21 protein-coding genes are annotated in these 21,154 nt (G+C 73.1%); 8 read left to right on the top strand and 13 right to left on the bottom strand.

Features of this window, described 5'->3' with window-relative positions; translation table 11 throughout:
- The first annotated feature begins 35 nt into the window (after positions 1 to 35).
- The 3 genes from OG406_RS06755 to OG406_RS06745 all read left to right on the top strand — a co-directional run bounded on the left by OG406_RS06755 (position 36) and on the right by OG406_RS06745 (position 1,827).
- Entirely contained in the window at positions 36 to 800 is a 765-nt protein-coding gene (locus tag OG406_RS06755; RefSeq protein WP_329184706.1) for a TetR/AcrR family transcriptional regulator, read from the top strand.
- A gap of 90 nt (positions 801 to 890) precedes the next feature.
- Positions 891 to 1,352, top strand: a complete 462-nt coding sequence (locus OG406_RS06750; protein ID WP_329184704.1) for a pyridoxamine 5'-phosphate oxidase family protein — start codon at positions 891 to 893, stop codon at positions 1,350 to 1,352.
- An 82-nt stretch (positions 1,353 to 1,434) separates the two neighbouring features.
- The gene (locus OG406_RS06745; RefSeq protein ID WP_081220649.1) at positions 1,435 to 1,827 is read left to right on the top strand and encodes a VOC family protein; all 393 of its coding nucleotides are present in this window, start codon (positions 1,435 to 1,437) and stop codon (positions 1,825 to 1,827) included.
- 43 nt (positions 1,828 to 1,870) lie between these two features.
- Here OG406_RS06745 and OG406_RS06740 read toward each other — a convergent pair whose 3' ends face one another.
- Positions 1,871 to 2,179, bottom strand: coding sequence for a DUF4235 domain-containing protein (locus OG406_RS06740; protein WP_164371160.1), 309 nt, complete (start codon positions 2,177 to 2,179; stop codon positions 1,871 to 1,873).
- 255 nt (positions 2,180 to 2,434) lie between these two features.
- Between OG406_RS06740 and OG406_RS06735 the strand changes: the two genes are divergently transcribed.
- Complete coding sequence (locus OG406_RS06735; RefSeq protein WP_385445044.1) at positions 2,435 to 3,409, top strand: cation diffusion facilitator family transporter; 975 nt, start codon at positions 2,435 to 2,437, stop codon at positions 3,407 to 3,409.
- A 136-nt stretch (positions 3,410 to 3,545) separates the two neighbouring features.
- Here the strand turns inward: OG406_RS06735 and OG406_RS06730 are convergent, their stop codons facing one another.
- The 3 genes from OG406_RS06730 to OG406_RS06720 all read right to left on the bottom strand — a co-directional run bounded on the left by OG406_RS06730 (position 3,546) and on the right by OG406_RS06720 (position 5,359).
- On the bottom strand, positions 3,546 to 3,989 hold the full coding sequence (locus OG406_RS06730; protein WP_329184699.1) for a nitroreductase family deazaflavin-dependent oxidoreductase: 444 nt from the start codon (positions 3,987 to 3,989) through the stop codon (positions 3,546 to 3,548).
- Between the two features lie 188 nt (positions 3,990 to 4,177).
- Positions 4,178 to 4,639, bottom strand: coding sequence for a carboxymuconolactone decarboxylase family protein (locus OG406_RS06725; RefSeq protein WP_267049198.1), 462 nt, complete (start codon positions 4,637 to 4,639; stop codon positions 4,178 to 4,180).
- Between the two features lie 90 nt (positions 4,640 to 4,729).
- Entirely contained in the window at positions 4,730 to 5,359 is a 630-nt protein-coding gene (locus tag OG406_RS06720) for a LysE family transporter (protein ID WP_329184694.1), read from the bottom strand.
- A 358-nt stretch (positions 5,360 to 5,717) separates the two neighbouring features.
- Here OG406_RS06720 and OG406_RS06715 point away from each other — a divergent pair, with 358 nt between their 5' ends.
- The 3 genes from OG406_RS06715 (at position 5,718) to OG406_RS06705 (ending at position 7,897) form a co-directional block, all read left to right on the top strand.
- On the top strand, positions 5,718 to 6,962 hold the full coding sequence (locus tag OG406_RS06715) for a cytochrome P450 (protein ID WP_239155070.1): 1,245 nt from the start codon (positions 5,718 to 5,720) through the stop codon (positions 6,960 to 6,962).
- A gap of 11 nt (positions 6,963 to 6,973) precedes the next feature.
- On the top strand, positions 6,974 to 7,174 hold the full coding sequence (locus tag OG406_RS06710) for a ferredoxin (protein ID WP_164371156.1): 201 nt from the start codon (positions 6,974 to 6,976) through the stop codon (positions 7,172 to 7,174).
- A 171-nt stretch (positions 7,175 to 7,345) separates the two neighbouring features.
- Positions 7,346 to 7,897 carry a flavoprotein gene (locus OG406_RS06705; protein WP_164371155.1) on the top strand — a complete coding sequence of 184 codons (552 nt, stop codon included), beginning with the start codon at positions 7,346 to 7,348 and terminating at the stop codon, positions 7,895 to 7,897.
- A gap of 3 nt (positions 7,898 to 7,900) precedes the next feature.
- Here the strand turns inward: OG406_RS06705 and OG406_RS06700 are convergent, their stop codons facing one another.
- From OG406_RS06700 to OG406_RS06685, 4 genes are all read right to left on the bottom strand, one after another.
- Positions 7,901 to 9,781: a phospholipid carrier-dependent glycosyltransferase gene (locus tag OG406_RS06700; RefSeq protein ID WP_434481459.1), complete on the bottom strand. Its 1,881-nt coding sequence runs from the start codon at positions 9,779 to 9,781 to the stop codon at positions 7,901 to 7,903.
- A 107-nt stretch (positions 9,782 to 9,888) separates the two neighbouring features.
- Positions 9,889 to 10,551, bottom strand: coding sequence for an HdeD family acid-resistance protein (locus tag OG406_RS06695; protein WP_164371153.1), 663 nt, complete (start codon positions 10,549 to 10,551; stop codon positions 9,889 to 9,891).
- A 126-nt stretch (positions 10,552 to 10,677) separates the two neighbouring features.
- A complete protein-coding gene (locus OG406_RS06690; RefSeq protein ID WP_164371152.1) occupies positions 10,678 to 10,875 on the bottom strand; it encodes a hypothetical protein in 198 nt (65 codons plus the stop codon).
- A 115-nt stretch (positions 10,876 to 10,990) separates the two neighbouring features.
- Positions 10,991 to 12,658, bottom strand: a complete 1,668-nt coding sequence (locus OG406_RS06685; protein WP_329184685.1) for an MFS transporter — start codon at positions 12,656 to 12,658, stop codon at positions 10,991 to 10,993.
- A 298-nt stretch (positions 12,659 to 12,956) separates the two neighbouring features.
- On the opposite strand from OG406_RS06685, the gene OG406_RS06680 reads away from it, so the two are divergent.
- The gene (locus OG406_RS06680) at positions 12,957 to 15,611 is read left to right on the top strand and encodes a LuxR C-terminal-related transcriptional regulator (RefSeq protein ID WP_329184683.1); all 2,655 of its coding nucleotides are present in this window, start codon (positions 12,957 to 12,959) and stop codon (positions 15,609 to 15,611) included.
- A 69-nt stretch (positions 15,612 to 15,680) separates the two neighbouring features.
- On the opposite strand, the gene OG406_RS06675 is transcribed toward OG406_RS06680, so the two are convergent.
- From OG406_RS06675 to OG406_RS06655, 5 genes are read right to left on the bottom strand one after another with little or no spacing between them, the layout of a single operon-like run.
- The gene (locus OG406_RS06675; RefSeq protein WP_329184681.1) at positions 15,681 to 17,000 is read right to left on the bottom strand and encodes an alpha-glucosidase/alpha-galactosidase; all 1,320 of its coding nucleotides are present in this window, start codon (positions 16,998 to 17,000) and stop codon (positions 15,681 to 15,683) included.
- Entirely contained in the window at positions 16,997 to 18,013 is a 1,017-nt protein-coding gene (locus tag OG406_RS06670) for a carbohydrate kinase family protein (RefSeq protein WP_329184679.1), read from the bottom strand. The genes OG406_RS06675 and OG406_RS06670 overlap by 4 nt, the downstream gene beginning before the upstream one ends.
- Positions 18,014 to 18,016: 3 nt before the next feature.
- Positions 18,017 to 18,847 carry a carbohydrate ABC transporter permease gene (locus tag OG406_RS06665; protein ID WP_266617829.1) on the bottom strand — a complete coding sequence of 277 codons (831 nt, stop codon included), beginning with the start codon at positions 18,845 to 18,847 and terminating at the stop codon, positions 18,017 to 18,019.
- Entirely contained in the window at positions 18,844 to 19,806 is a 963-nt protein-coding gene (locus OG406_RS06660) for a carbohydrate ABC transporter permease (protein WP_329184675.1), read from the bottom strand. The genes OG406_RS06665 and OG406_RS06660 overlap by 4 nt, the downstream gene beginning before the upstream one ends.
- Before the next feature lie 48 nt (positions 19,807 to 19,854).
- Positions 19,855 to 21,144 (bottom strand): ABC transporter substrate-binding protein, encoded by a 1,290-nt coding sequence (locus OG406_RS06655; RefSeq protein ID WP_267049205.1) that lies wholly within the window; start codon positions 21,142 to 21,144, stop codon positions 19,855 to 19,857.
- Between the last annotated feature and the right edge of the window lie 10 nt (positions 21,145 to 21,154).

Here is a 21,154-nt window from a genome sequence, read left to right as displayed (position 1 = left end):
TTGTCATAAGGTGCCGGGACCGGAGGGAGAACGCCATGACGTCCGCCAACGACCGTGTCGTCCCCGCCGCCGCCCGGCGGCGCAGACGCCCCACCAAGACAGGCGTGGTCCTCTCCGAGGAACTGATCGTCCAGACCGCGCTGCGGCTGCTCAGGGAGCACGGCGCCGACGCGCTCACCGTCCGCCGCCTCGGGCTGGCCCTGGGCGCCGACCCGAGCGCCCTGTACCGCTACTTCCGTGACACCGACGACCTGCTCCTCGCCATCGCCGACGAGCTGATCGGACGTACGCTGCGCGACTGGCGGGCCACCGGCATCTGGCGCGCCGACCTGCGCGATCTCGGCCTGCGCATCCACGCCGGAGCCCTCGCCCATCCACAGGCCGCGGTGCTCAGCTCCTACCGGGTGACCGGCCGCGTCCACGAGATCGAGGCGGTGGAGACGATCATCGGGGTGCTGCGCGGCGCCGGCTTCCCCGATCCCGACGCCGTACGGATCTACCACGCGTTCGTCGACCAGGCCCTGGCGTTCGCCGCCCTCGACGCCGCGAGCGTCGCCCTGCCCCGCGCCGCGCGCGAGGCGGAGGCCGGCGTGTGGCGGGCGATGTACGCGCGGCTGCCCGCCGCCAGCCACCCGAACATCGCCGCGACCGCCCACCACCTGGTGCGCGACATGGGGCGCAGCGCCTACCCGAGCGCCCTCGACTTGCTGCTGAGCGCCGCCGCGGCCCGGCTCGCGGAGGTCGAGGCCGGCCCGGGGGCGTCCGGAGGGGGATCACGGCCCCGCGGCCCGTCACACTGAGGGCCGCTCCACCGTCATCGAGGCAGACCGACGCGCGCGCCCTTCCGCGGGCGCGTCGTCCCCGCACGCCGACCAGGAGGCAGTCCACAGATGAACGCGCCCGCCCGCACCCCGAAGCAGCGCAAGCAGGACACGCTCGCCCGGCTGGAGTCCGACGTCGACACCTGGGTGTCCACCGCCGACGGCACCGGCGGCACGTCCTACCTCGTCCCCCTGTCCTACCTCTGGGACGGGACGACCCTGCTGCTGGCGACCCTCGCGGGCAGCCCCACCGGGCTCAACCTGCGGTCGAGCGGCACCGTGCGGCTCGGTATCGGGCCGACCCGCGACGTCGTCATGATCGACGGCACCGTGGAGACCCTGGAGGCGGGCGAGCTGCCGGACGGGGTGGGGGACGCCTTCGCGGCGGGGACCGGCTTCGACCCCCGCGAACTCACCGCGCACTACCGGTACTTCCGGGTCACACCGCAGCGGGTGCAGGCCTGGCGCGAGGCGAACGAGATCGCCGGACGCGACCTCATGCGCGACGGTGAGTGGCTCGTGGCCGACTGAATCGGCCGGACGGGGTAACCCGGGACGACAGGGCAGTGGCGGCCGGACGCCGGCCGTCGTCCCGGAACCCTACGGAGGACACATGGCACTCGTCACGGCAGCGGTCGTGGTGCTGGACTGCGCCGAGCCCGAGAAGCTCGCCGCGTTCTACAAGGAGATGCTGGGCGCGGAGGAGACGGACGCGAGCGGCAACCGCGTCGAGATCAAGGGCGCCGACGGCATGCGGATGGCCTTCCGCCGGGACGTGACCGCCACCCCGCCGAGCTGGCCGCGCCCCGAGAACTCGTTCCAGGCCCACATCGACTTCCACGTCGAGGATCTCGACGCGGCGGAGCGCCAGGTGATCGGCCTCGGCGGGCGCCCCCTGGAGACCAAGGACATGGCGGGACCGTACGAGGAACGCGGCTACGCGGACCCGTCCGGGCACTCCTTCACGCTGCGATGCGTCCGTTCCACCGCACCCAAGCAGGGCTGATCCGGCGGGCCCCGCCACGGTGGACGGGGCCCGCCGGACCGGTTCAGTCGCGGCCGCCGCTCTTGGCGGCGGCGGGCCACACGCCCGTCGAACGCTCGATGGCCTTCGCGCCCGACCGGTCCACCGCGCTGCGTACGACGGCGAAGATCGCACCCTGGATGGCGGCCGCGAGGAGTACCTCGCCCCAGCCGCGGTCGCGGTCGAGGGCGTCGGGCGCGTTCTCCTCGTGCCGGATGGCCATCCAGGTCTTCTGGAAGGCGAGCCCGGCCAGGGAGCCTCCGGCCCAGCTCAGCGCGAAGCCGACGGGCTTGTAGGCCAGGGACAGCTTCTGCTTCTTCTGCTTCTTGGACACTGGGGCTCCTTCTCGCTCTCGGTGCAGAGGCGGCCGTGGGCGTACACCGCCCCGTCCGACGCGGTACGAGTGCCCGAAGTATGCCCACCGATTCACTCCGTCCGCATGGTTGAGGAGCGAGGGCAGGGGAAACCGGCCGGGGTGACCAGTGAAGACACGAAGGAACAGCCGGAGACCACCCCAGCCGACACGGGCGACAGCGAGAGCGAAGGCAAGGGCAGAGGCAGCGGATCCGACAGCAGTACGCGGGTCACCGTGTTCGTGGCGCTGGGCGCCAACCTGGTGATCGCCGTGGCCAAGGCCGTCGGCGGCCTGATCTCGGGCTCGCCCGCGCTGCTGTCCGAGGCCGCGCACTCCGTGGCGGACAGCCTCAACGAGGTCTTCCTCCTCGCCGCGCTCCGCCGCAGCAAGCGCCCCGCCGACCGCAAGCACCCCTTCGGCTACGGCAAGGAACGGTTCTTCTGGTCCCTTCTCGCCGCCGTCGGCATCTTCGTCATGGGCGGCTGCTTCTCCTTCTTCCAGGGCTTCGAAGCCCTGCGCAACGGCGCCGAGGAGTCCTTCAGCGGCTACATGGTCGGCATCGCGGTCCTCGTCGTGTCGCTGCTCGCCGAGGGCGCCTCCCTGCTGCGGGCCCTCCTCCAGGTGCGCCGCCAGGGCGGCGCGGCGGGGATGAAGGACCCGGCCCTGCGCACCGTCGTCGCCGAGGACGGCACCGCGGTGCTCGGCGTCACCCTCGCGATCATCGGCATGGTGCTGCACATGGTCACCGGCCAGGTCGTCTGGGAGGCGTCGGCCTCCTTCGCCATCGGTCTGCTGCTCGTGTTCGTCGCCTTTTGGCTCGGCCGGGACGCCCGTGACCAGCTGATCGGGCGGGCCGTCGACGAGGAGGAGAGCGACCGGATCCGTGAGCTGCTGAAGGCGCAGCCCGAGATCGACAGTGTCGAGACGCTGCTGACCATGGAGCTGGGCCTCGACTCGACGCTGGTGGCCGCACGCATCGACCTCGTGCCGGGACTCGACAGCGAGGAGGTCGAGGACGTCGCCGTCCGCATCAAGCGTTCCGTCGCCCACACCTTTCCGGCGGCCGACCAGATCTTCCTCGACGTGACCGACGCGAAGACCGCGCGGGCTGCCGCACGGCGCGGCGAGACCGGGGTGAGCGACTGGGGGCACGTCGACGACACGGCAGCGGAAAGCCCCGCCGCGACGGGGGAGCGCGGCGGGGCCTGACGGCCGGGTGCCCGATGCCCGCGCGTTCATGCGCACCGGGTCCCGCGGCCGTCCCCCGCCGGGCAACCCGCACACGCGTGGCCCGGGCCGGCGACGATGCCGGCCCGGGCCACGCGTGTGCGCGGGCGGACGCCCGTCAGCCGGTCGGCTCCAGCACGAAGACGGGGATCTCCCGGTCGGTCTTCTTCTGGTAGTCGGTGTACGGGGGGTACGCGGCGACCGCGCGCTCCCACCACTGGGCCTTCTCGTCGCCGGTGATCTCCCGCGCCGTGTACTCCTTGCGGACGGCTCCGTCCTGGAGCTCCACCTGCGGGTCGGACTTGATGTTGAAGTACCAGACCGGGTGCTTGGGGGCTCCGCCGAGCGAGGCGACCACCGCGTAGCGTCCGTCGTTCTCGACGCGCATCAGCGGGGTCTTGCGGATCTTCCCGCTCTTGGCTCCGCGTGTCGTGAGGATGATGACGGGCAGGCCGGTGTCCGCCAGCGTCGTCCCCTTGGTCCCGCCGGACCCCTCGTACAACTCCACCTGGTCCCGCACCCACTGGGTCGGGCTGGGTTCGTACTCGCCCTCGAGTGGCATGACTTCCGTCCCATCATCGCGTCGGACTGGTCGTGTCTCGGCACGATTCAACACCAGAGCGGACGCGAATCTTCCGCACCGGCGGCCCGAGTTGCGGCTCGCGTCGGAGTCCGCCCCCGCCGGGGGCGGGCCCCGCGCGTCCGACCCGTGCGGGCCGGGGCCGGGGCCGGCGACCCCGGCGACCGCGTTCAGCCCCAGGTCGCTCCCGCGGGCTCCTTGATGGTCGCGTTGAGACGGTTGAAGAAGTTGGTCGTGGCGATCCACAGGATCAGCGCGGCGACCTGCTGCTCGTCGTAGTGGTCGGCCACCTCGTCCCACAGCTCGTCGGAGACCGCGTCCCCGCCGCGGTCGTTCAGCCGCGTCATCTCCTCGGCCAGGGCCAGGGCGGCGCGTTCGGCGTCCGAGTAGTACGGCGCCTCGCGCCACGCCGCGACCGACCACAGCCGCTCGTCCGTCAGCCCGGCCTTCCGGCCGCCCCTGCCGCCCGCGTCGACACAGGCGCTGCACCCGTTGATCTGACTGGCCCGCAGATGGACGAGTTCCAGGGTCTGCTGGGGGACACCGCCCTTGTTCGTCGCCTTGTACAGCCCCTGGATCGCCTCCATGGCGCCGGGAAGGATCATCGCCGGGTTCTTCATCCGTGCCTGCATCGCGCTCTCCTCGACCGTTCGCGGCGCCCGTCGCGCCGTCATCGCACTGACGGAGCCCGGCGCGGGAATGTGACAGGCGAAGGGACCACGTCACGGCGCCACGAACACGCGTACCGCGAGCAGCATGATCACGACGCTCGACAGCAGCCCCGTGACCAGCCGTCCGCGGTGACCGGTCAGGGCGCGGCCCAGCAGGGCGCCGCCCCCGGCGAGGAAGAGCTGCCAGCTGGCGGAGGCGGCGAACGCGGCGAGCACGAACACCCCCTGCTCCAGCGGACGGACGGCCTCGGCGGTCCGGCTGCCGAGCACCAGCGCGGCGAAGTAGACGACCGTGGTGGGGTTGAGCAGTGTGATGCCCAGCAGGGCCAGATAGGCGAGGGCCGGCCGCGGTGGATCCTGCGCGGACCGCGTGGTGAGCCGGCGCCCGCGGTACTGCCGCAGGGCGCCGACCGCGCCCCGGACCGCCAGGACCGCGAGGACCAGGGCCGAGGCCCAGCGCAGCGGCACCAGGACGGGCTGGAGGGCGGCGGCGAGTGCCGTACCGCCGAGAGTGGCGACGAGGGCGTACAGGCCGTCGGCCGTGGCGACGCCGAGCGCCGCGCAGGCACCGGTCCGCAGGGTCGTGCGGGCGGTGAGGGAGACGAGGTAGGTCGAGACCGCTCCGACGGGGACGGCGATGCCGTAGCCCGCGAGGAGGCCCGCGAGCAGCGCGGCGGTCACGACGCGGAACGGTCGGGCCTCCGCGGGCGGCCGGGCTGCTGCTGGACCCGCACCGGACGAACGGCGGCGGAGGTCGGCGGCAGGAAGGCTTCGATCGTGGACATGGGCTGATGTTCGGGGCACCGGATCTGCCCACGCAACCGAATTTCGGAAGGGGCGTCGACGCGCGGATCAGGCCATGGACTCGGCGCCGGGGCGAGGGCGTGCGCCGCATTCCCAAGGAAACCGGAATGCGTGCCGCCGCACTTCGGCCAGATCGGGCGAACGGCGCATCTGGCCGAACTTCGCGTGGCCACATAGATGCCTGGGGCATCTAATGAAGATCGGTAAGAGGGAACCATCGCTTGCGAGGTCACTCATGACAGAAGCCCCCCTGACCCACCGACCCCCCACGTCACAGGCGCCCACGTCGCAGCACGCCGACCCGGTCGCGTTTCCGCAGGACCGCACGTGCCCGTACCACCCGCCCACCGGCTACCGGCAGCTGCGCGAGGAACGCCCTCTCTCGCGGATCTCCCTGTTCGACGGGCGCGCGGTGTGGGTGGTCACCGGTCATGCCGCCGCCCGGGACCTCCTCTCCGACCAGCGGCTGTCCTCGGACCGTACGCGGCCCGCCTTCCCGGCGACCACGGAACGGCTGGCCGCGTCCCGCGACCGCCGGGTCGCGCTGCTCGGCGTCGACGATCCCGAACACCACGTCCAGCGCCGCATGCTGGTGCCGAGTTTCACGCTCCGGCGGATCGGCGCCCTGCGCCCCCGTATCCAGGAGACCGTGGACCGGCTCCTGGACCGGATGGCCGAACAGGGGCCGCCCGCCGAGCTGGTGAACGACTTCGCGCTCCCCGTGCCCTCCACGGTGATCTGCGCGCTCCTCGGTGTCCCGTACGCCGACCACGACTTCTTCGAGGCGCAGTCCCGCCGACTGCTGCGCGGTCCCGGCGGAGCGGACGTCGACGCCGCCCGGAGTGAACTGGACGACTACTTCGGCTCGTTGATCGACCGCAAGCAGGCGGACCCCGGGGACGGGCTGCTCGACGAACTCATCCACGACCAGATGCGGGAGGGGAAGGTCGACCGGCAGGAGCTGATCCGGCTGGCGACCATCCTGCTCGTGGCCGGGCACGAGACGACGGCCAACATGATCTCGCTGGGCACCTTCACGCTGCTCAGGCACCCGGAACAGCTCGACGAACTGCGCGCCGACCCGGGGCTGATGCCCGCCGCGGTCGAGGAACTGCTGCGGTTCCTGTCCATCGCGGACGGCCTGCTGCGGGTCGCCACCGAGGACATCGAGGTGGCCGGCACGACGATCCGCGCCGACGACGGCGTGGTCTTCTCCACCTCCGTCATCAACCGTGACGCGGGGACCTTCCCCGACCCCGACGACCTGGACTGGCACCGTCCGGCCCGGCACCACGTCGCGTTCGGCTTCGGCATCCACCAGTGCCTCGGGCAGAACCTCGCCCGGGCCGAGATGGAGATCGCGCTGCTGTCTCTCTTCGACCGTTTCCCCGGTCTGCGGCTGGCGACCCCCGCCGACACCGTCCCCTTCAAGCCCGGGGACACGATCCAGGGGATGCTCGAACTCCCCGTGACCTGGTAGCGGAGGGCCGGATGAGCGTCGACATCGCCATCGACAGGGACGTCTGCATCGGCGCGGGCCAGTGCGCCCTGGCCGCGCCACGGGTCTTCACCCAGGACGACGACGGGTTCAGCGAACTGCTGCCGGGCGGCACGGACGGCGGGGGCGACCCGATGCTCCGGGAGGCCGCCCGGGCCTGCCCCGTCGCCGCCATCACCGTGAAGGAGACCTGAGGGCGGCCTCGTCGGCGACGGGCCGACGGGCATCGAGGCCGGGTCGCGCCGGGCCGGGCGCCGGCTCGGCCGGGCCCGGCCCGCGGACGGACGCACCGGCCGCGGGCTCCGGGACAGGGCCCGGGGGACACCGGTGGGGCACTCTTCGGTGTTCCCCTTAGTGTTCCCCGTGTGAGTGAACCGACCGAGAAGCCCTTCCTCTACGTCGTGGTCTGCGCGGCGGGCGTCGCCGAGGACATCGACACGCTGATCACCGCGGCCCAGCGGCGGAACTGGGAGGTCGGCGTCATCGCCACCCCCCAGAGTCTCGGTTTCTTCGACGCGGCCGCCGTCGAGGCCCGGACCGGCCGCCCGCTCCGCTCCGCCTGGCGAACTCCCGGCGAGCCGCGCCCCTTCCCCGCCCCGGACGCGGTGGCCGTCGCGCCCGCCACCTTCAACACCGTCAACAAGTGGGCGGCCGGCATATCGGACACGCTCGCCCTCGGAACACTGAACGAGGCGTACGGACTCGGCGTTCCGATCGCCGTACTGCCGTGCGTGAACGAGGCGTTGGCCGTCCACCCCGCGTACCGCGCGAGCGTCGAACGGCTGACCGGGATGGGCGTGCGCTTCGGCGACCCGTACGCCGGCGAGGACCAACAAGACGGCGGGCGAGGGGACTTCCGGTGGGAGCGGGTCCTTGACCTGCTCGGCGGCCCGGAGGGAGAGGGCGGGCGCGCCTGACGGTCAGGGCCGCCGGAACACGGTGATCGAGTGCCCGACGTCGTCGATCCGCCGGCTGCCGGCGAGGAGCGCCTTCAGCCGGGCATCGGCCTTGGCGATCGCCGAGTCGGACACCACGAGCAGTCCGTGCACCCGGCCCGGCGGCACCGTGCGCGGATCGGCCGCGTCGATCCCGTACGCGGCGGGCACACCTGCGCCCTTGTACACGAGCCACACCTTCTCGTGCGGATGCTCCTCGCGGAGCCGGTCCGCCAGGCGCCCGAGGTCCTGGCCCCAGTCGACGTTCGAGTCGTGCAGCCGCAGCCGGGTCTCGGCCGGCCCGCCGAACGCCTCGTTGGAGTACGGCAGGTAGTACGGGTACGCCAGCAAGGAGCTGACCGCGACGAACAGGACGAGCGCCGCCGCGCCGATCCCCGCCCAGCGCCGCCGCACGACGACGGCACAGCCCGCCACGACCGCGAGGAACACCGGCACGAACAGCGCGTAGCGCACGCCGAGATCACGGGAGCCGGTCATCGCCGCGGCCAGCAGCACCACGGGGGGAAGCAGGAGGTACGGGACGGCGGGCCGCAGGCGGCGCACGGCCGTCAGGGCGGCGGTGCCGGCCGCCCACAGGGCGGCCATGCCGAGCGGGGTCTTCACCAGCAGCGCGGCCGGCAGGTAGTACCAGAGGGAACCCCGGTAGAGCCGGCCGAAGAGGAAGCCCTGCCAGACCGTGTTCTCGAAGCCGAACTGGATCCGCATGCCGTCCCGGTAGGGCTGGGGCAGGGGCAGCAGGTCGACCGCCAGCGCGCGCAGCCCGTGCACGGCGGGCAGGTCCGCGGGTGCCGTCCAGCGCAGCCGGGGATCGACCGCGAGATAGGCCGCCCAGACCGTGGCGACGGCCACCAGAGCCATCCCGGCCGCCGCCACCGCACCGCTCCCGAGCAGCCGTAGGGCGCCACCGGTGCGGTGGGGCACCGCACCCACCGATCGTGGCGGCCGGACCTCCACCGGCTCGTCCCCTCCCGGCACGAGGGGACGGGCGGGCGGCCGCTTCCCCACGCCCTCGTCGGTCTCGACGGCCTCGTCGTCCCGTGCCGCGACGCCGGTGCCGGAGAGCCGGGGCCCGGCCCTTCCGCCGTCGCGCGGTGCGGCGTCGGGGGCCGGGCGGCCCGCGTGCCGTACGGACAGGACCGCGAGGAGCAGCAGCACCGGGACCGCCGGCAGCGTGCTCATCTTCGTGGCCAGGGCCGCGCCGAGGGCCAGACCGGCGAGCGGCACGTACAGCCGGGGCCGCCGCCGGGCCCGCCACACCAGCCACACCGACGTCAGCAGGAACCCGGACGCGGGGACGTCCAGTGTCGCCAGTGAGCCGTGGGCGATCACGTCCGGTGAGAACGCGTACAGCGCGAGCGCCGTCAACGCCCCGACCCGGCCGACGAGTTCACGGGTGAACGCGAGGACGACCAGACCGAACAGCAGCGTCAGGACGATCACAGGCAGCCGCGCCCACAGCATCACCCGCCACGGGTCGTTGCCCGACTCGTACAGCAGATGCCGGCCCAGCTCCGTCTGGTCGCCCCGGAACGCCGGGTCGAGGTGCGGGCGGGCGAACAGCATGCCGCCGCCGATGATCAGCTTCCCCAGCGGCGGATGCTCCGGGTTGTAGCGCAGGCTGTGCTGCTGGACGTAGACCACGGCCGTGCCCGCGTAGACGGGTTCGTCGATCGTCGGCGTCTGCTCCACGGCCGAGGTCACCATCGCGACCGTCATCTGCGCCAGCAGCAGGACCACGGCCACCGCGAACAGCGCCCGCCGGTGCCGCCGCAGGCCCCCCCACCGCCCGGTGGCGGACGTCGCGTCGCCGCCCACCGGCACGCGGTCGTCGTGCCTGCTGGCCATGAAAGTCGGCATGCCCCTTGGTACGTGCGCGACTCCCCGGCCTGCTCACCGGCCGCCACCCGAATTCGTCGGGGAGTTCCCGCACGGACGGGGCGCCGGCGGCCCGCTCAGATCGGCGAGGCCGGATCGCGCGGTGTCACCGCCAGCGCCCTGCGCAGGGCGGACCGCCAGGCGAAGGCCACGGCCAGCTCCACCAGGCCGATCAGGATCATCCACAGGCCGAGCAGCCGGGTCAGGGCGCGCGCCGACTCGGTCGGCAGGGCGAGGACCACGATGCCCGCGATGACACCGATGGCCGCCGCGCACAGCACGAACCCGCGGTGCGGCAGATCCCTGGTGGCCAGGGCGGTGTAGGCGGTGAGCACACCGGAGACCAGCCAGACGATGCCGATGATCACGGACAGCGCGGCGATGGTCTGCAAGGGATTGCGCAGGCACAGGACCCCGGCGAGCACGTACAGCACCGCGATCAGCAGGCCGGCGATGCGGTCGCCCTGCTCCCGGTGGCCGAAGACCGACACGAAGCGGAAGCCGCCGATCACCAGCAGATAGAGACCGAGGAGAACGGCCAGCACATGCAGCGTCTCCTCGGGCCAGACCAGGACCAGGATGCCCGGGATCAGGGTCGCGAGCGCCGAGCCGAGGAGCCAGGTCCACGAGGCACCCACTCCGGCCAGCAGCTCCGCCGGGTCACTTGGGGACGCCGAAGCCGTCCCGCCGGGCCCTGACTCCGACCCGGTGTGCGGCGTCGGACCACGCGATTGGGTCATGGCTCCTCCTCACGCGGTCGAGCGGCGCACCGCCGGACCGCCGACGGGACGGCGGGTGGGTTCCCGCACTTCAGCGTCCCGTCCGCCACCCGCCCGCGGGTCACCCCCGACGGGTGATCCTCCTGGTCACTCGGGCAGTTGGCGCATCTCCACGACGCGCAGCCCCAGCGACCGGCAACGGGCCAGCAGCCCGTACAGGTGAGCCTCGTCGACGACGGGGCCGAACAGGATCGTCTGTCCGGAGACCACCACGTGTTCCATCTCCGGGAACGCCTCGGCGAGCGTCTCCGACAGATGTCCCTCGACGCGGATCTCGTAACGCATGCTGTGCTCCCCCCGGCGAGCGGCCTGGGGCAGGCGGACGGCCCTTCCCTGCGATCATCCGACGCGGGGGCCCGTCCGCCCTCACCCGCGGCAGGTGAACGTGGGCCCGGCGCGTTCACGCCGCTCCGGGCGAGTCGGCGGACGCGCCGGGTTCGGTGTCGGTCCCGGCGCCCGTGCCCGTGGCCCGCGCCGTCGTACCGGCCTTCCCGCGTCCGGTGCGGCCGGACGGCAGATGCCCGGTGACCAGGAAACTGACGAGCGTGATGCCGCCGGCGGCGAGCACCGCCGCCTTCAGACCGTTCAACTGCGCCGTCGCGTACGAGTCCGTGACGGCGTCCACCTCGCGCGGCGGGAGTCCGGCCTGCTCCGCCCCGGCACGGACCTGGTCCGTGGGGACGAAGCTGATCCCCGCCTCCAGGGCCACACCCGTCTGCTGCCGCGCCTCCTCGGACACGCTCGGGTTCTTCTCCACCTGGGTGGTGAACGCCTGCGCCAGGGCGCCGATCAGGATCGACCCGATGAGCGCGGTGCCCAGCGCTGAACCCAGGTTCTGCGCGGTGAACTGGAGCCCGCCGACCTCGCTGCGCTCCTTCTCCCCGACGCTGGACTGCACCACGTTGCCCAACTGCGAGGCGAGCAGCCCCATGCCGACACCGAGCAGAGCCATGGCACCCGCGAACTGGGCGTCGTCGATGACCGGGTCGATGGTGGCCAGCAGCCACACGATGGCGCCGAGCAGGGTCAGCAGGGCGAGCCGCACCACCCGGCGCGGCCCCATCACCCGCCCGAGCCGCGAGGCCAGCACGGAGGCGACCAGCATGGTGACGGACACCGGGAGCAGCCGCAGCCCGGTCTGGAACGCGTCGAAGCCCTGCACCACCTGGAGATACAGCGGGATGGCGAAGAACAGGCCGAGCAGGATGAGGTTCTGGCTGACCAGGGTCAGCAGCCCCGAGCGCAGGGGCGGGACGCGCAGCAGGGAGAGGTGGACCAGCGGATCGGCGCCCTGCGCCTCGCGGTGGCGCTCCCACCGGGCGAAGAGAGCGAGGACGACGACTCCGGCGGCGACGACGAACAGGGTCGGGGCGAAGCCGAGCACGGTGAACGGAGGGTTGCGGGGCTGCACCCAGCCCCAGGAACTGCTCTGGAGCACGCCGAGGACACCCAGTCCCAGGCCGGCCGCGGAGAGCGCGGCGCCGACACCGTCCAGCCGGGGGCGCGGCCCGGAGCGGGCCGACTCGGTGATCACCCCGCGGAAGCAGAGCATCAGGACGACGACCACGACCTCCCCGGCGAACACCAGGCGCCAGGTCAGATACGTCGTCACCCAGCCGCCGAGGAGCGGCCCGACGGCGATGCCCGCCCCGGCGAGCCCGCCGATGACGCCGTAGGCGACCGCCCGGTCCTTTCCGGTGTACGACTCGGCCACCAGGGCCGCCATGGCCGGCAGCACCATCGCCGCGCCCAGCCCCTCCACGACCGACCAGCCGAGGGCGAGGACCCACAGGGTCGGGGCCACCGCGGTCAGGGCCGACCCCACGCCGTAGACGACGAGTCCGACCAGGAACAGACGCCGACGCCCGAGGATGTCCCCGAGCCGGCCGCCGGTGGCCATGAAGGCCGCCATGACCAGTGCGTAGAGCGTGATGACGGCCTGGATGGAGGTGACCTCGGTGTCGAAGTCCTCGACCAGCTGACTGATCGAGACGTTCATGACCGAGGTGTCCAGGACCATCAGGAACTGGGCCGTCCCGAGCACCATCAGCGCGTGCCAGTGCTTCACCGGTCACCACCTCACCGGGCCTGCCGTCGCCGCCGGTCCCTCGGACCCACCGCGTCCGGCTCCTGCCCTGCCCCCATGACACCGGATTCTGGGCCCTCGCGCCTCACCCGCCGCGGGCGAGCGGAGCCTGCCTTGCGACTTCCGGTGCACGGGGTGACGATCAGTGGGCGGGACCGCTCCGGACCGTGGGCTGTGGCGCCCGGACCGCTCCGGGCAGGACGGGACAGGACCGCGCCGGAGCCGGTCGCTCCGGACCGAGACGCCGCGCCGCAGCCGAGAGATCGCGGAGGCCGACCCCATGGCAGGGCTTCTGACACCGGGCGGCGATCCCCTGCTCGCCGTACGGTTCGCCGTCCCGGACCTCACCGAGACCTTCGTCCGCAGAGCCCGCCTGGTCGACCGGCTGGCCCGGGGCGTCCAGGGTCCGCTGACCCTGGTCAACGGACCGGCGGGCGCCGGCAAGACCCTCCTCGTCGCCCACTGGGCCTCCACCCGGGAACACCCCGGGGACCTCGCCTGGCTGACGGTCGAGCACGAGGACGCGGGACCGGGCATCTTCTGGACGTACGTACTGGAGTCCCTGCGCCGGCACGGCGTGAGCGTGCCGGACGGCGTCGGCAGTCCGGCCGGCCCCGGCGACGTGGACCACTCCCTGCTCACCCGGCTCGCCGCCTGGCTGAGCGAGCGGGTCGATCCCGTGGTGCTGGTGCTCGACGACTTCGACCGGGCGGGAGCCTCACCCGCGGTCGCGGAGGAGGTCCAGTTCGTCCTGAGCCACGCGGGCGGCGGACTGCGCCTGGTGCTCGTCAGCCGGACCGAGCCGCAGCTGCCGCTGCACCGCTACCGCGCCGCCGGAGCGGTGGCCGAGGTGCGCGGCGCCGACCTGGCGTTCGCCGTGGACGAGACGGTCGACCTGCTGCGCCACCACGACCTCGGCCTGTCGGACGACGGGACGCGGGCGCTGACCGAGTGGACCGGCGGCTGGGCGGCGGGCCTGCGCCTGTGCATCCTCGCCGCGCGCGGCGCGGACGATCCGGACACCTTCATCAAGAACTTCGAGGCGGGGCAGAGCACCCTCGCCGACTTCCTGCTGGCCGAGGTGCTGGAGGCGCAGTCCGACGAGACGCAGGACCTGCTGCTGCGGACGAGTGTCCTCGACCAGATCCACCCTGAACTCGCCGACGTCCTGACGGGCCGGGACGACGCGCAGGCGATCCTGGCCGGACTGCAGCACGCCAACGCGTTCGTCGAGGCCATCGGACACGGCTGGTACCGGCTGCACCCCCTCTTCGCGGAGATCCTCCGCGTCCATCTGCACGTCAGGAACCCCGGGCTCGAACCCGAGCTGCACCGGCGGGCGGCCCGCTGGCTGAGCGACGCGGGGCTCCTCGCGGAGGCGCTGCCGCACGCCGCGGGGGCGGGCGAATGGGATCTCGCGGCGGGCCGGCTCGTCGACGAGCTGGCCATCGGCCGCCTGCTGACGGGCCTGGACGCCGAACGCCTCGACGGGCTCTTCGCCGGGATGCCCCCGGACACGACCGGGCCGGCCGCCTGCCTGGTGCGCGCCGCCCGCGAACTCGCCCGCCACGACGTCGACCGCGGCCTCGACCACCTCCGTCGCGCGGCGGAGGGTCTCTCCGGCGAGGACGAGGACACGGCGGCCCTGCGGCTGAGCCACGCCCTGCTCCGGGTCCTCGCCGCACGGCTGACGGGCGCCGCCGGCCCGGCGCGGGCGGCGGCGCAGGACATGAGGACCGCGGAGCGCCTGCTGCCCGCCGAACGTCTCGGACGCCACCCGGAGCTGTCCGCCCTGATGCTCACCGACCTGGGCTCGGCGCAGCTGTGGGCGGGGCACTTCGACGACGCCGTGGCCGCCCTGAGCGCCGCCGCACGCACCGACGACGGTCCTGCCACCGCGTACCCGCGCCACGAGTCGCTCAGCAGACTCGCCCTGATCGACTTCCTGCACGGCCGGCCGGGCCGCGCCGAGTCGCACGCGCGGGCCGCGGTCGCCGAGGCGGAACGCTCCGGCCTGCCGCCCGGCGCCCGGACGGGCGTGGCCCAGCTCGTCCTCGCGGCGGTCGCCGTCGACCACGACGACCTCGCCGCGGCGCAGACCCACCTGGACCAGGCGACCACGTCCTCGACGGCCTCGCGCGATCCCGTCGCGACCGCCGAACTCGGTCTCGTCCGCGCACGGACACTGCTCGCCAGGGGACATCCGAAGGAGGCGGTACGGGTCCTGGAGGAGCTGAGGCGTCCCCGCGGGGTGGAACCCTCCCCGTGGGCCGACGAGCGGGCCACCCTGCTGCTGTCCGCCGCACACCTGGCGATGGGTGATCCGACCGCGGCACTGGAGGCGCTCGCCGGGGACGCACCCGGGGGAGCCGGGCCGGAGACCACCGCGGCGGCGGCCCGGGCGCGGCTGGCCACGGGTGACGCGCCGGGGGCGCTGGCCCTGCTGGACGCGCTCCCCGCCGAGCGGGACGAGGGGCTGGGCACGACGGTCCGGGTGCTGCTGGCCCGGGCACAGGCCGTGGCGGCCCTGGGCGACGACCTCACCGCACAGCGGCTGGTGGCGCGCGCCCTGCGGGGCGCCCGCCCCGAGCATCTGAGGCGGCCGTTCGTGGAGGCGGGCCCCTGGCTGCCGGCGCTCGTGCGGCGCCGGCCCGCCCTGGCCCAGGGACACGACTGGCTCCCGGTGGTGGCCGCGGCGGGAAGCCGGCGGCCCGAGCCGACCGAGGACCTGGTGGCCGTGGTCGAGCCGCTCAGCGAACGCGAGCGCGAAGTGCTGGAGCGCCTCGCGCAGATGATGTCGCGGGACGAGATCGCCGCCGACCTCCATCTGTCCGTCAACACGGTCAAGACGCATCTCAAGAGCGTCTACCGCAAGCTCGCGGCGACCCGCCGCGGCGAGGCGGTACGACGCGCCCGCGACCTGAACCTCCTGTGAACGCCCGCGTCGGCCGGGCCCGTCGCCCGTCCGACGCCGCGCCGTCCGCCCTGCCCGTGCCACCGGCGGTCAGTGGCCGAGTTCCCCCCGCAACCCGGGCTGCAGCAGATCCCCGTGGGCCCGTACGAGGTCGTCGCACAGGTCCCAGATGCGCTCGACCGGGAGCGCCGCCGCGGTCGCCGGGTCGGCCATCGCGGCGTGCCGGATGTGACGCGGTTCGTTGTCGGTCGCGGCGCGGACCACCAGGTCGTTGACGGCGACGTACGCGCTGTTCAGCGCCGCGCACTGCGGCGGCAGCGCGCCGACCCGGGTGGGCTGCACCCCCAACGCGTCCACCAGGCACGGCACTTCGACGACGCTGTCGGCGGGAAGGTTGTCGATCAGCCCGCGGTTGGGCACGTTGCCGTAGACCGTGCGCGGGGTGCCGGTGAGGACGCTGTGGATGATCTGCGGGGCGTACTCCAGGGTTCCCTCGACCGGCAGGGGCGTCCCCGACGCGAGGGCCTCGCGGGTGCGCGCGTAACTCGCCGCGTTCTCCTCGATGATGTCGAGGTAGGCGCCGACCGGCAGCCTGAGCCGCTCGATCTCGCTGTCGTGGTGCAGGTACCACGGCACGTACTCCGAGGAGTGCTCGCTCGTCTCGGTCGGGTAGTGGCCGAGCCTGCGGTACATGTCCACCCGGACCCTGCGCAGCAGCTCCGGGTCCCGGGCGATCACCTCGTCCAGGAGGGGGTGGAGGTCCTGGCCCGCGCGCTCGAACCGCAGCACCCAGGCCTGGTGGTTGACCCCGGCCGCCAGATAGGTGACCTCCTCGAAGGGCACTCCGACGAGCTGGGCGAGGTCGTGCATCGTCCAGTACACCGAGTGGCACAGCCCCGTCACCCGCAGGGCGGGCGCGACGCGGCTCAGGTAGAGGGCGTTCATCGCCATCGGGTTGGTGTAGTTCAACAGCAGTGCGTCCGGGCAGAGTTCGCTCATGTCGGCGGCGAGGGAGCGCAGCACGGGGAAGGTGCGCAGGGCACGGAAGATGCCGCCGATGCCGAGCGTGTCCCCGATGGTCTGGCGCAGCCCGTAGCGGGCGGGGACGTCGAAGTCCGTCCGGGTGGCGCGGTCCATGCCGACCTGGATGATGTTGATGACGAAGTCCGCGTCCGCAAGGGCCGCCCGCCGGTCCAGGTGGGTGGTGATCACGGGCTTGGCGCCCCGGACCCCCGCGATGTACCGGGCGGCGCCCTCGGCCGTGTCCAGCCGTTCCGCGTCGATGTCGTGCAACGCGATCCGCGTGTGCGCGAGTTCGGGGAAGGTGAACAGGTCGGCCAGCAGTCCCTGGGTGAACACCACGCTCCCGGCTCCGACGAAGGCGATCTTCGGGGCGGTGACGTCGTTCATGTACGGCTCCAGGTGTCGGGGGTGCTGGGGTCCTGCGAAGTGCGGTGGTTCGGAGCGGTGTTCACGTCGGGGGAGACGTGCCGGGCCGCGGCGATCGCCTCGTCCCACGTGGGCTGGGCGGCGGTCCCGCCGTGGGCGCGGGTCGACAGCGAGCCGCAGGCCGCGGCCACCGCGAGCGACGAGGGCAGGTCGAGACCGCGCAGCCTCGCGGCGACGAACCCGGCGTCGAAGCTGTCGCCGGCACCGACCGTGTCCACCGGGTCGGCCGGCGCCGCGGGGACCCGCGTCAGTCGGGTCGTCGCCCCGCACGCGAGGGCGCCGTCGGCCCCGTCCTTGACGACGACCGTCGGCCCCTGTCCGGCCAGGAGGGCGGCGGCCAGGACCAGTTGAGGTTCCCCGGCCAGCGCGCACGCCTCCGCGGCGTTGGGCAGCAGGACGTCGGTGACCTTGAGCACCGGGTCCACGAGCCCCTTGTCCCAGTGTCCGGCCGGGTCGTCGTTGGTGTCGAGCGAGGTGGTCGCGCCCAGGTCGTGGGCGAGGGTGAACAGCGCCGCGAGGGAGCGCGCCAGACGGGGCATCAGGAAGAAGGAGGCCGTGTGCACGTGCCGGGCCGCCGCGACAAGGTCCCGGGGTACGTCCTCGGGCCCGGTCGAGGTGAGGCAGCCGGGCGCGGTGAGGATGGCCCGGTCGCCGTCCCCGGCCGTGACGACCGTGGTGAGCGGGGTGGGCAGGCCGGGGTCCGTCACGAGGGAGCCGACGTCGACGCCGCGTGCGGCGAGCGCGGCGCGGACGAAGGCGCCCGCCGGATCGTCGCCGACCCGGCCCGCGAACGCGACCCGCAGCCCGAGGCGGGCCGCCCCGCACGCCATGATCGCCGCGGAGCCGCCGAGCACCAGACCGCCGTGCTCGACGAGTTGTTCACGCTGGCCGAACCGCAGGGGGCCGCGCAGCGGACCCACCACGACGTCGGGGTTGGCGTCGCCGACGACCAGCAGATCGAAGGGTTTCGTCATGGACTAGCCTTTCAGGCCGCTGGACGTGAGCGACTGGACGAAGGTCTTCTGCGCGAGCAGGAACGCCACGAGCACGGGCAGCACCGTGATCACGTTGCCCGCCATCACCGCGGACCACCGTGTGTGGTGCTGTCCCTGAAACGTCGTCAGGCCGAGCTGCAGGGTGTACTGGGTGTCGTGGTTGATCGCGATCAGCGGCCACGACAGGTCGTTCCAGGTGCTCAGGAAGGTGAGCACGGCCACCGTGGCGAGCGCCGGCCGGGCCAGCGGCAGCACGATCGAGAAGAGGACCCGAAGCCGCGAACACCCGTCGATCCAGGCCGCCTCCTCCATCTCCCGGGGCAGGGCGAGGAAGAACTGCCGGAACAGGAACACCGCGAACGGCGTGACGAGCGACGGCACGATCAGCGCGCCGAGCGTGTCGATGAGCCCCAGCTCCTTCATCACCAGGAACGTGGGGATCATCGTGAGCTGGAAGGGGATCACCATCGTCGCCAGCATCAGAGCGAGCAGCAGCCGTGACCCGGCGAACCGCATCCGGGCGAACGCGTACCCGCCGAGCGCCCCGAGCAGCAGGTTCGACAGGACGGCCACCGACGCGACGATCAGCGAATTGGCGAACCAGCGGGGGAACATGGCGTTCCCGAGCACATAGCGGTAGCCGCCCAGGTCGATGCCCTTCGGCCACAGCGCGGGCGGGAACCGGTTGATCTCGGCGTCTGACATCACCGAGCTGAGCACCAGCCACAGCAGCGGCAGCGCGAAGGCCAGCGCCAACGGCGCCAGCGCCAGATGCCAGCCGCTCGGCCGCCGTGAGGTCCCGGGTGAACTCATCGCACCGCTCCTTCCGTACGACCCTGCCGGCGCCGGGCCAGCCGCAGAGCGCCGCCCGCCGCCAGCAGGGCCACCGCGAGGACGTACGCCGCCGCGGCCCCGTAGCCCGCAGTGAACATCTGGAACGCCTGCTGCCAGACGAAGTAGACGACCACGGCGGTCGAGCCCAGCGGCCCGCCCTTCGTGGTCACGTAGATCAGGTCGAAGACCTGGAGCGCCATGATCAGCTGCCACAGCAGCAGGAACACGGTGACCGGCGTGAGAGTCGGCAGGGTGATGTGGCGCAGCACCCGCCAGCGGTCGGCCCCGTCGATGCGCGCCGACTCCACGAGTTCGGGCGGCACGTCCTGGAGCGCGGCCAGGTAGACCACGACGCAGAAGCCGACGCCGCTCCACAGCGAGACGAGCACCAGCAGATAGATCGCCTGGTCCGGGTCGGTGAGGAAGCCCTGCGAGGACAAACCGAGCTGGTGGAGCAGGGCGTTCGCGACGCCGAACTCGGGGTCGAGGATGAAGGAGAACAGCACGCCCTGCGCGGTGGCGGACACCACGAACGGGACGAAGACGAGGGTGCGGTAGAGGCCGATGAAACGGATACGGCGGTTCAGCGCGAGCGCGAGGACGAGCCCGCCGACCAGGCTGAGCGGTACGTACAGCGCGGTGTACACCAGCGTGTTGCCCACCGCCGTACGGAAGTTGGGGTCCTGTGCGAGTGCGCGGTAGTTGTCGAGCCCGACCCAGCGGCCCGGGGTGACCAGGTCGTCGGCGCGGAAGGAGAGCAGCAGCGACCACACGACGGGCACGATGCTGAGCCCGAGGATCACGACGACGGCCGGGCTGATGAAGCCCCAGGCCGTGGCGGTCTCGCGGCGGGAACGGCGGCGCGCGGCGCGGCGTGCGGCGGCGGGGTTCACGGTGGCGCCCGGGGGGAGCGTGAGGGCGCGGGGAAGAGTGGACATGACGGCCTCCTTCACCTGGAAGTCAGCAGGGAGCGTCTCGGGGAGACGTCACCGGGGGATGAGCAGGGCCGCGTCGGCCCGGTCCGCGCACCGGCGGACGGCCTGCGCGGGGGAGTCCTTGCCGAGCAGGACCGAGACGACGGCCTCACCGAGGGCCTGGGAGATCTGCGGGTAGGCCGCGTGCACGGGCCGGACCCGGGCGGAGTCCAGCGCGGCGGTGAACACGTCGAGACCCTCGGTGGTCTCCGCGTGCCGGCGCCACTCGGCCCGGCGGGCCGTGGCCGAGGTCAGCGGCAGTCCGCCGGCGGAGATGTCCCAGCGGGCGTCCTGCGACGGCTGGACCATCCACCGGACGAACTCGACGGCCGCCCGGGAACGGGCCGAGCCGTTGTCGAACACGGTCCACGTGTCCGGTCCGGAGATGGTGACCGGCCTGCCGCTGTACGACGGGAGCGGGACGACGCCGTAGTCGACCTTCGCGGCGCGGATGTCCGGCAGTTGCCAGGGCCCCGTCGCCACCATGCCCATGCGGCCGCCCAGGAACACCTGGTACATCTGCTCGCTGCCGGTCTTCGGGTCGACGTAGACGCTCTTGTCGTGGGCCAGCCGGGCGAGGGTCGAAAGGGCCCGGGCGCCCTGTGCGGCGAACCCGATGCCCTTGCCGTCGGCGGCGACCACATCGCCGCCGAGGTCCCAGATCATGGGCCACAGCCGCCAGACGGTGTCCTCGTCGCCCGTGCCCGGCCAGCCCGTGCCGAACACGCCCCGGCCGGACGCGGTGAGCCGGCGCGCGGTGTCGACGAACGCGTCCCAGGTCCAGCCGGCTTCCGGAAACGGGATCCCGGCCTGCCGGAACAGCTTCTTGTTGTAGACGACGGCCAGCGAGTCGAGGGCCGCCGGAGCGGCGCGCACGGCGCCGTTGACGGTGACGGCGTCCCGTACCGGCGGCCAGAACGAGTTCCACGGCGGGCTGCCGCCGCGCAGCGCCGACGTCAGGTCGACGACCCGGGGACTGCGGGCGACGCTCGCCAGGTCGGAGCCGAAGACGTAGGCGATGTCGGGGTAGGAGCCGGCGGCGAGTGCGGCCGTCACCTTCTGGAGCATCGCGTCGGCGAGCACCCCGCCGCCCGAACTGTCCACGCGGATGCGCGGATGCGTGCGGTTGAACTCGGCCACCAGAGCCTCCACGGCCTTACGGGCCGTGTCGTTCTGGCCGTGCCACAGCTCGACGGTCACCGTGCCGTCCGAGCCGACGCCGTCCGACGGGCCGGCGCAGCCGGCGAGCGCGCCGGCCGCCGCCGCGCCGAGGACCAGGCGCCGCGGTATCGCGCGGGTCATCCCGGCCCCC

It is taken from the genome of Streptomyces sp. NBC_01428, assembly GCF_036231965.1.
Lineage (GTDB): Bacteria > Actinomycetota > Actinomycetes > Streptomycetales > Streptomycetaceae > Streptomyces.
This window is presented reverse-complemented; position numbering and strand designations above follow the sequence as displayed.

Coding starts and splice junctions, on each gene's coding strand:
- OG406_RS06675 (WP_329184681.1), bottom strand. CDS start 17,000: ATGAACGACGTCACCGCCCCGAAGATCGCCTTCGTCGGAGCCGGGAGC.
- OG406_RS06680 (WP_329184683.1), top strand. CDS start 12,957: ATGGCAGGGCTTCTGACACCGGGCGGCGATCCCCTGCTCGCCGTACGG.
- OG406_RS06730 (WP_329184699.1), bottom strand. CDS start 3,989: ATGCCACTCGAGGGCGAGTACGAACCCAGCCCGACCCAGTGGGTGCGG.
- OG406_RS06725 (WP_267049198.1), bottom strand. CDS start 4,639: ATGCAGGCACGGATGAAGAACCCGGCGATGATCCTTCCCGGCGCCATG.
- OG406_RS06715 (WP_239155070.1), top strand. CDS start 5,718: ATGACAGAAGCCCCCCTGACCCACCGACCCCCCACGTCACAGGCGCCC.
- OG406_RS06750 (WP_329184704.1), top strand. CDS start 891: ATGAACGCGCCCGCCCGCACCCCGAAGCAGCGCAAGCAGGACACGCTC.
- OG406_RS06710 (WP_164371156.1), top strand. CDS start 6,974: ATGAGCGTCGACATCGCCATCGACAGGGACGTCTGCATCGGCGCGGGC.
- OG406_RS06655 (WP_267049205.1), bottom strand. CDS start 21,144: ATGACCCGCGCGATACCGCGGCGCCTGGTCCTCGGCGCGGCGGCGGCC.
- OG406_RS06695 (WP_164371153.1), bottom strand. CDS start 10,551: ATGACCCAATCGCGTGGTCCGACGCCGCACACCGGGTCGGAGTCAGGG.
- OG406_RS06670 (WP_329184679.1), bottom strand. CDS start 18,013: ATGACGAAACCCTTCGATCTGCTGGTCGTCGGCGACGCCAACCCCGAC.
- OG406_RS06745 (WP_081220649.1), top strand. CDS start 1,435: ATGGCACTCGTCACGGCAGCGGTCGTGGTGCTGGACTGCGCCGAGCCC.
- OG406_RS06700 (WP_434481459.1), bottom strand. CDS start 9,781: ATGGCCAGCAGGCACGACGACCGCGTGCCGGTGGGCGGCGACGCGACG.
- OG406_RS06755 (WP_329184706.1), top strand. CDS start 36: ATGACGTCCGCCAACGACCGTGTCGTCCCCGCCGCCGCCCGGCGGCGC.
- OG406_RS06690 (WP_164371152.1), bottom strand. CDS start 10,875: ATGCGTTACGAGATCCGCGTCGAGGGACATCTGTCGGAGACGCTCGCC.
- OG406_RS06665 (WP_266617829.1), bottom strand. CDS start 18,847: ATGAGTTCACCCGGGACCTCACGGCGGCCGAGCGGCTGGCATCTGGCG.
- OG406_RS06660 (WP_329184675.1), bottom strand. CDS start 19,806: ATGTCCACTCTTCCCCGCGCCCTCACGCTCCCCCCGGGCGCCACCGTG.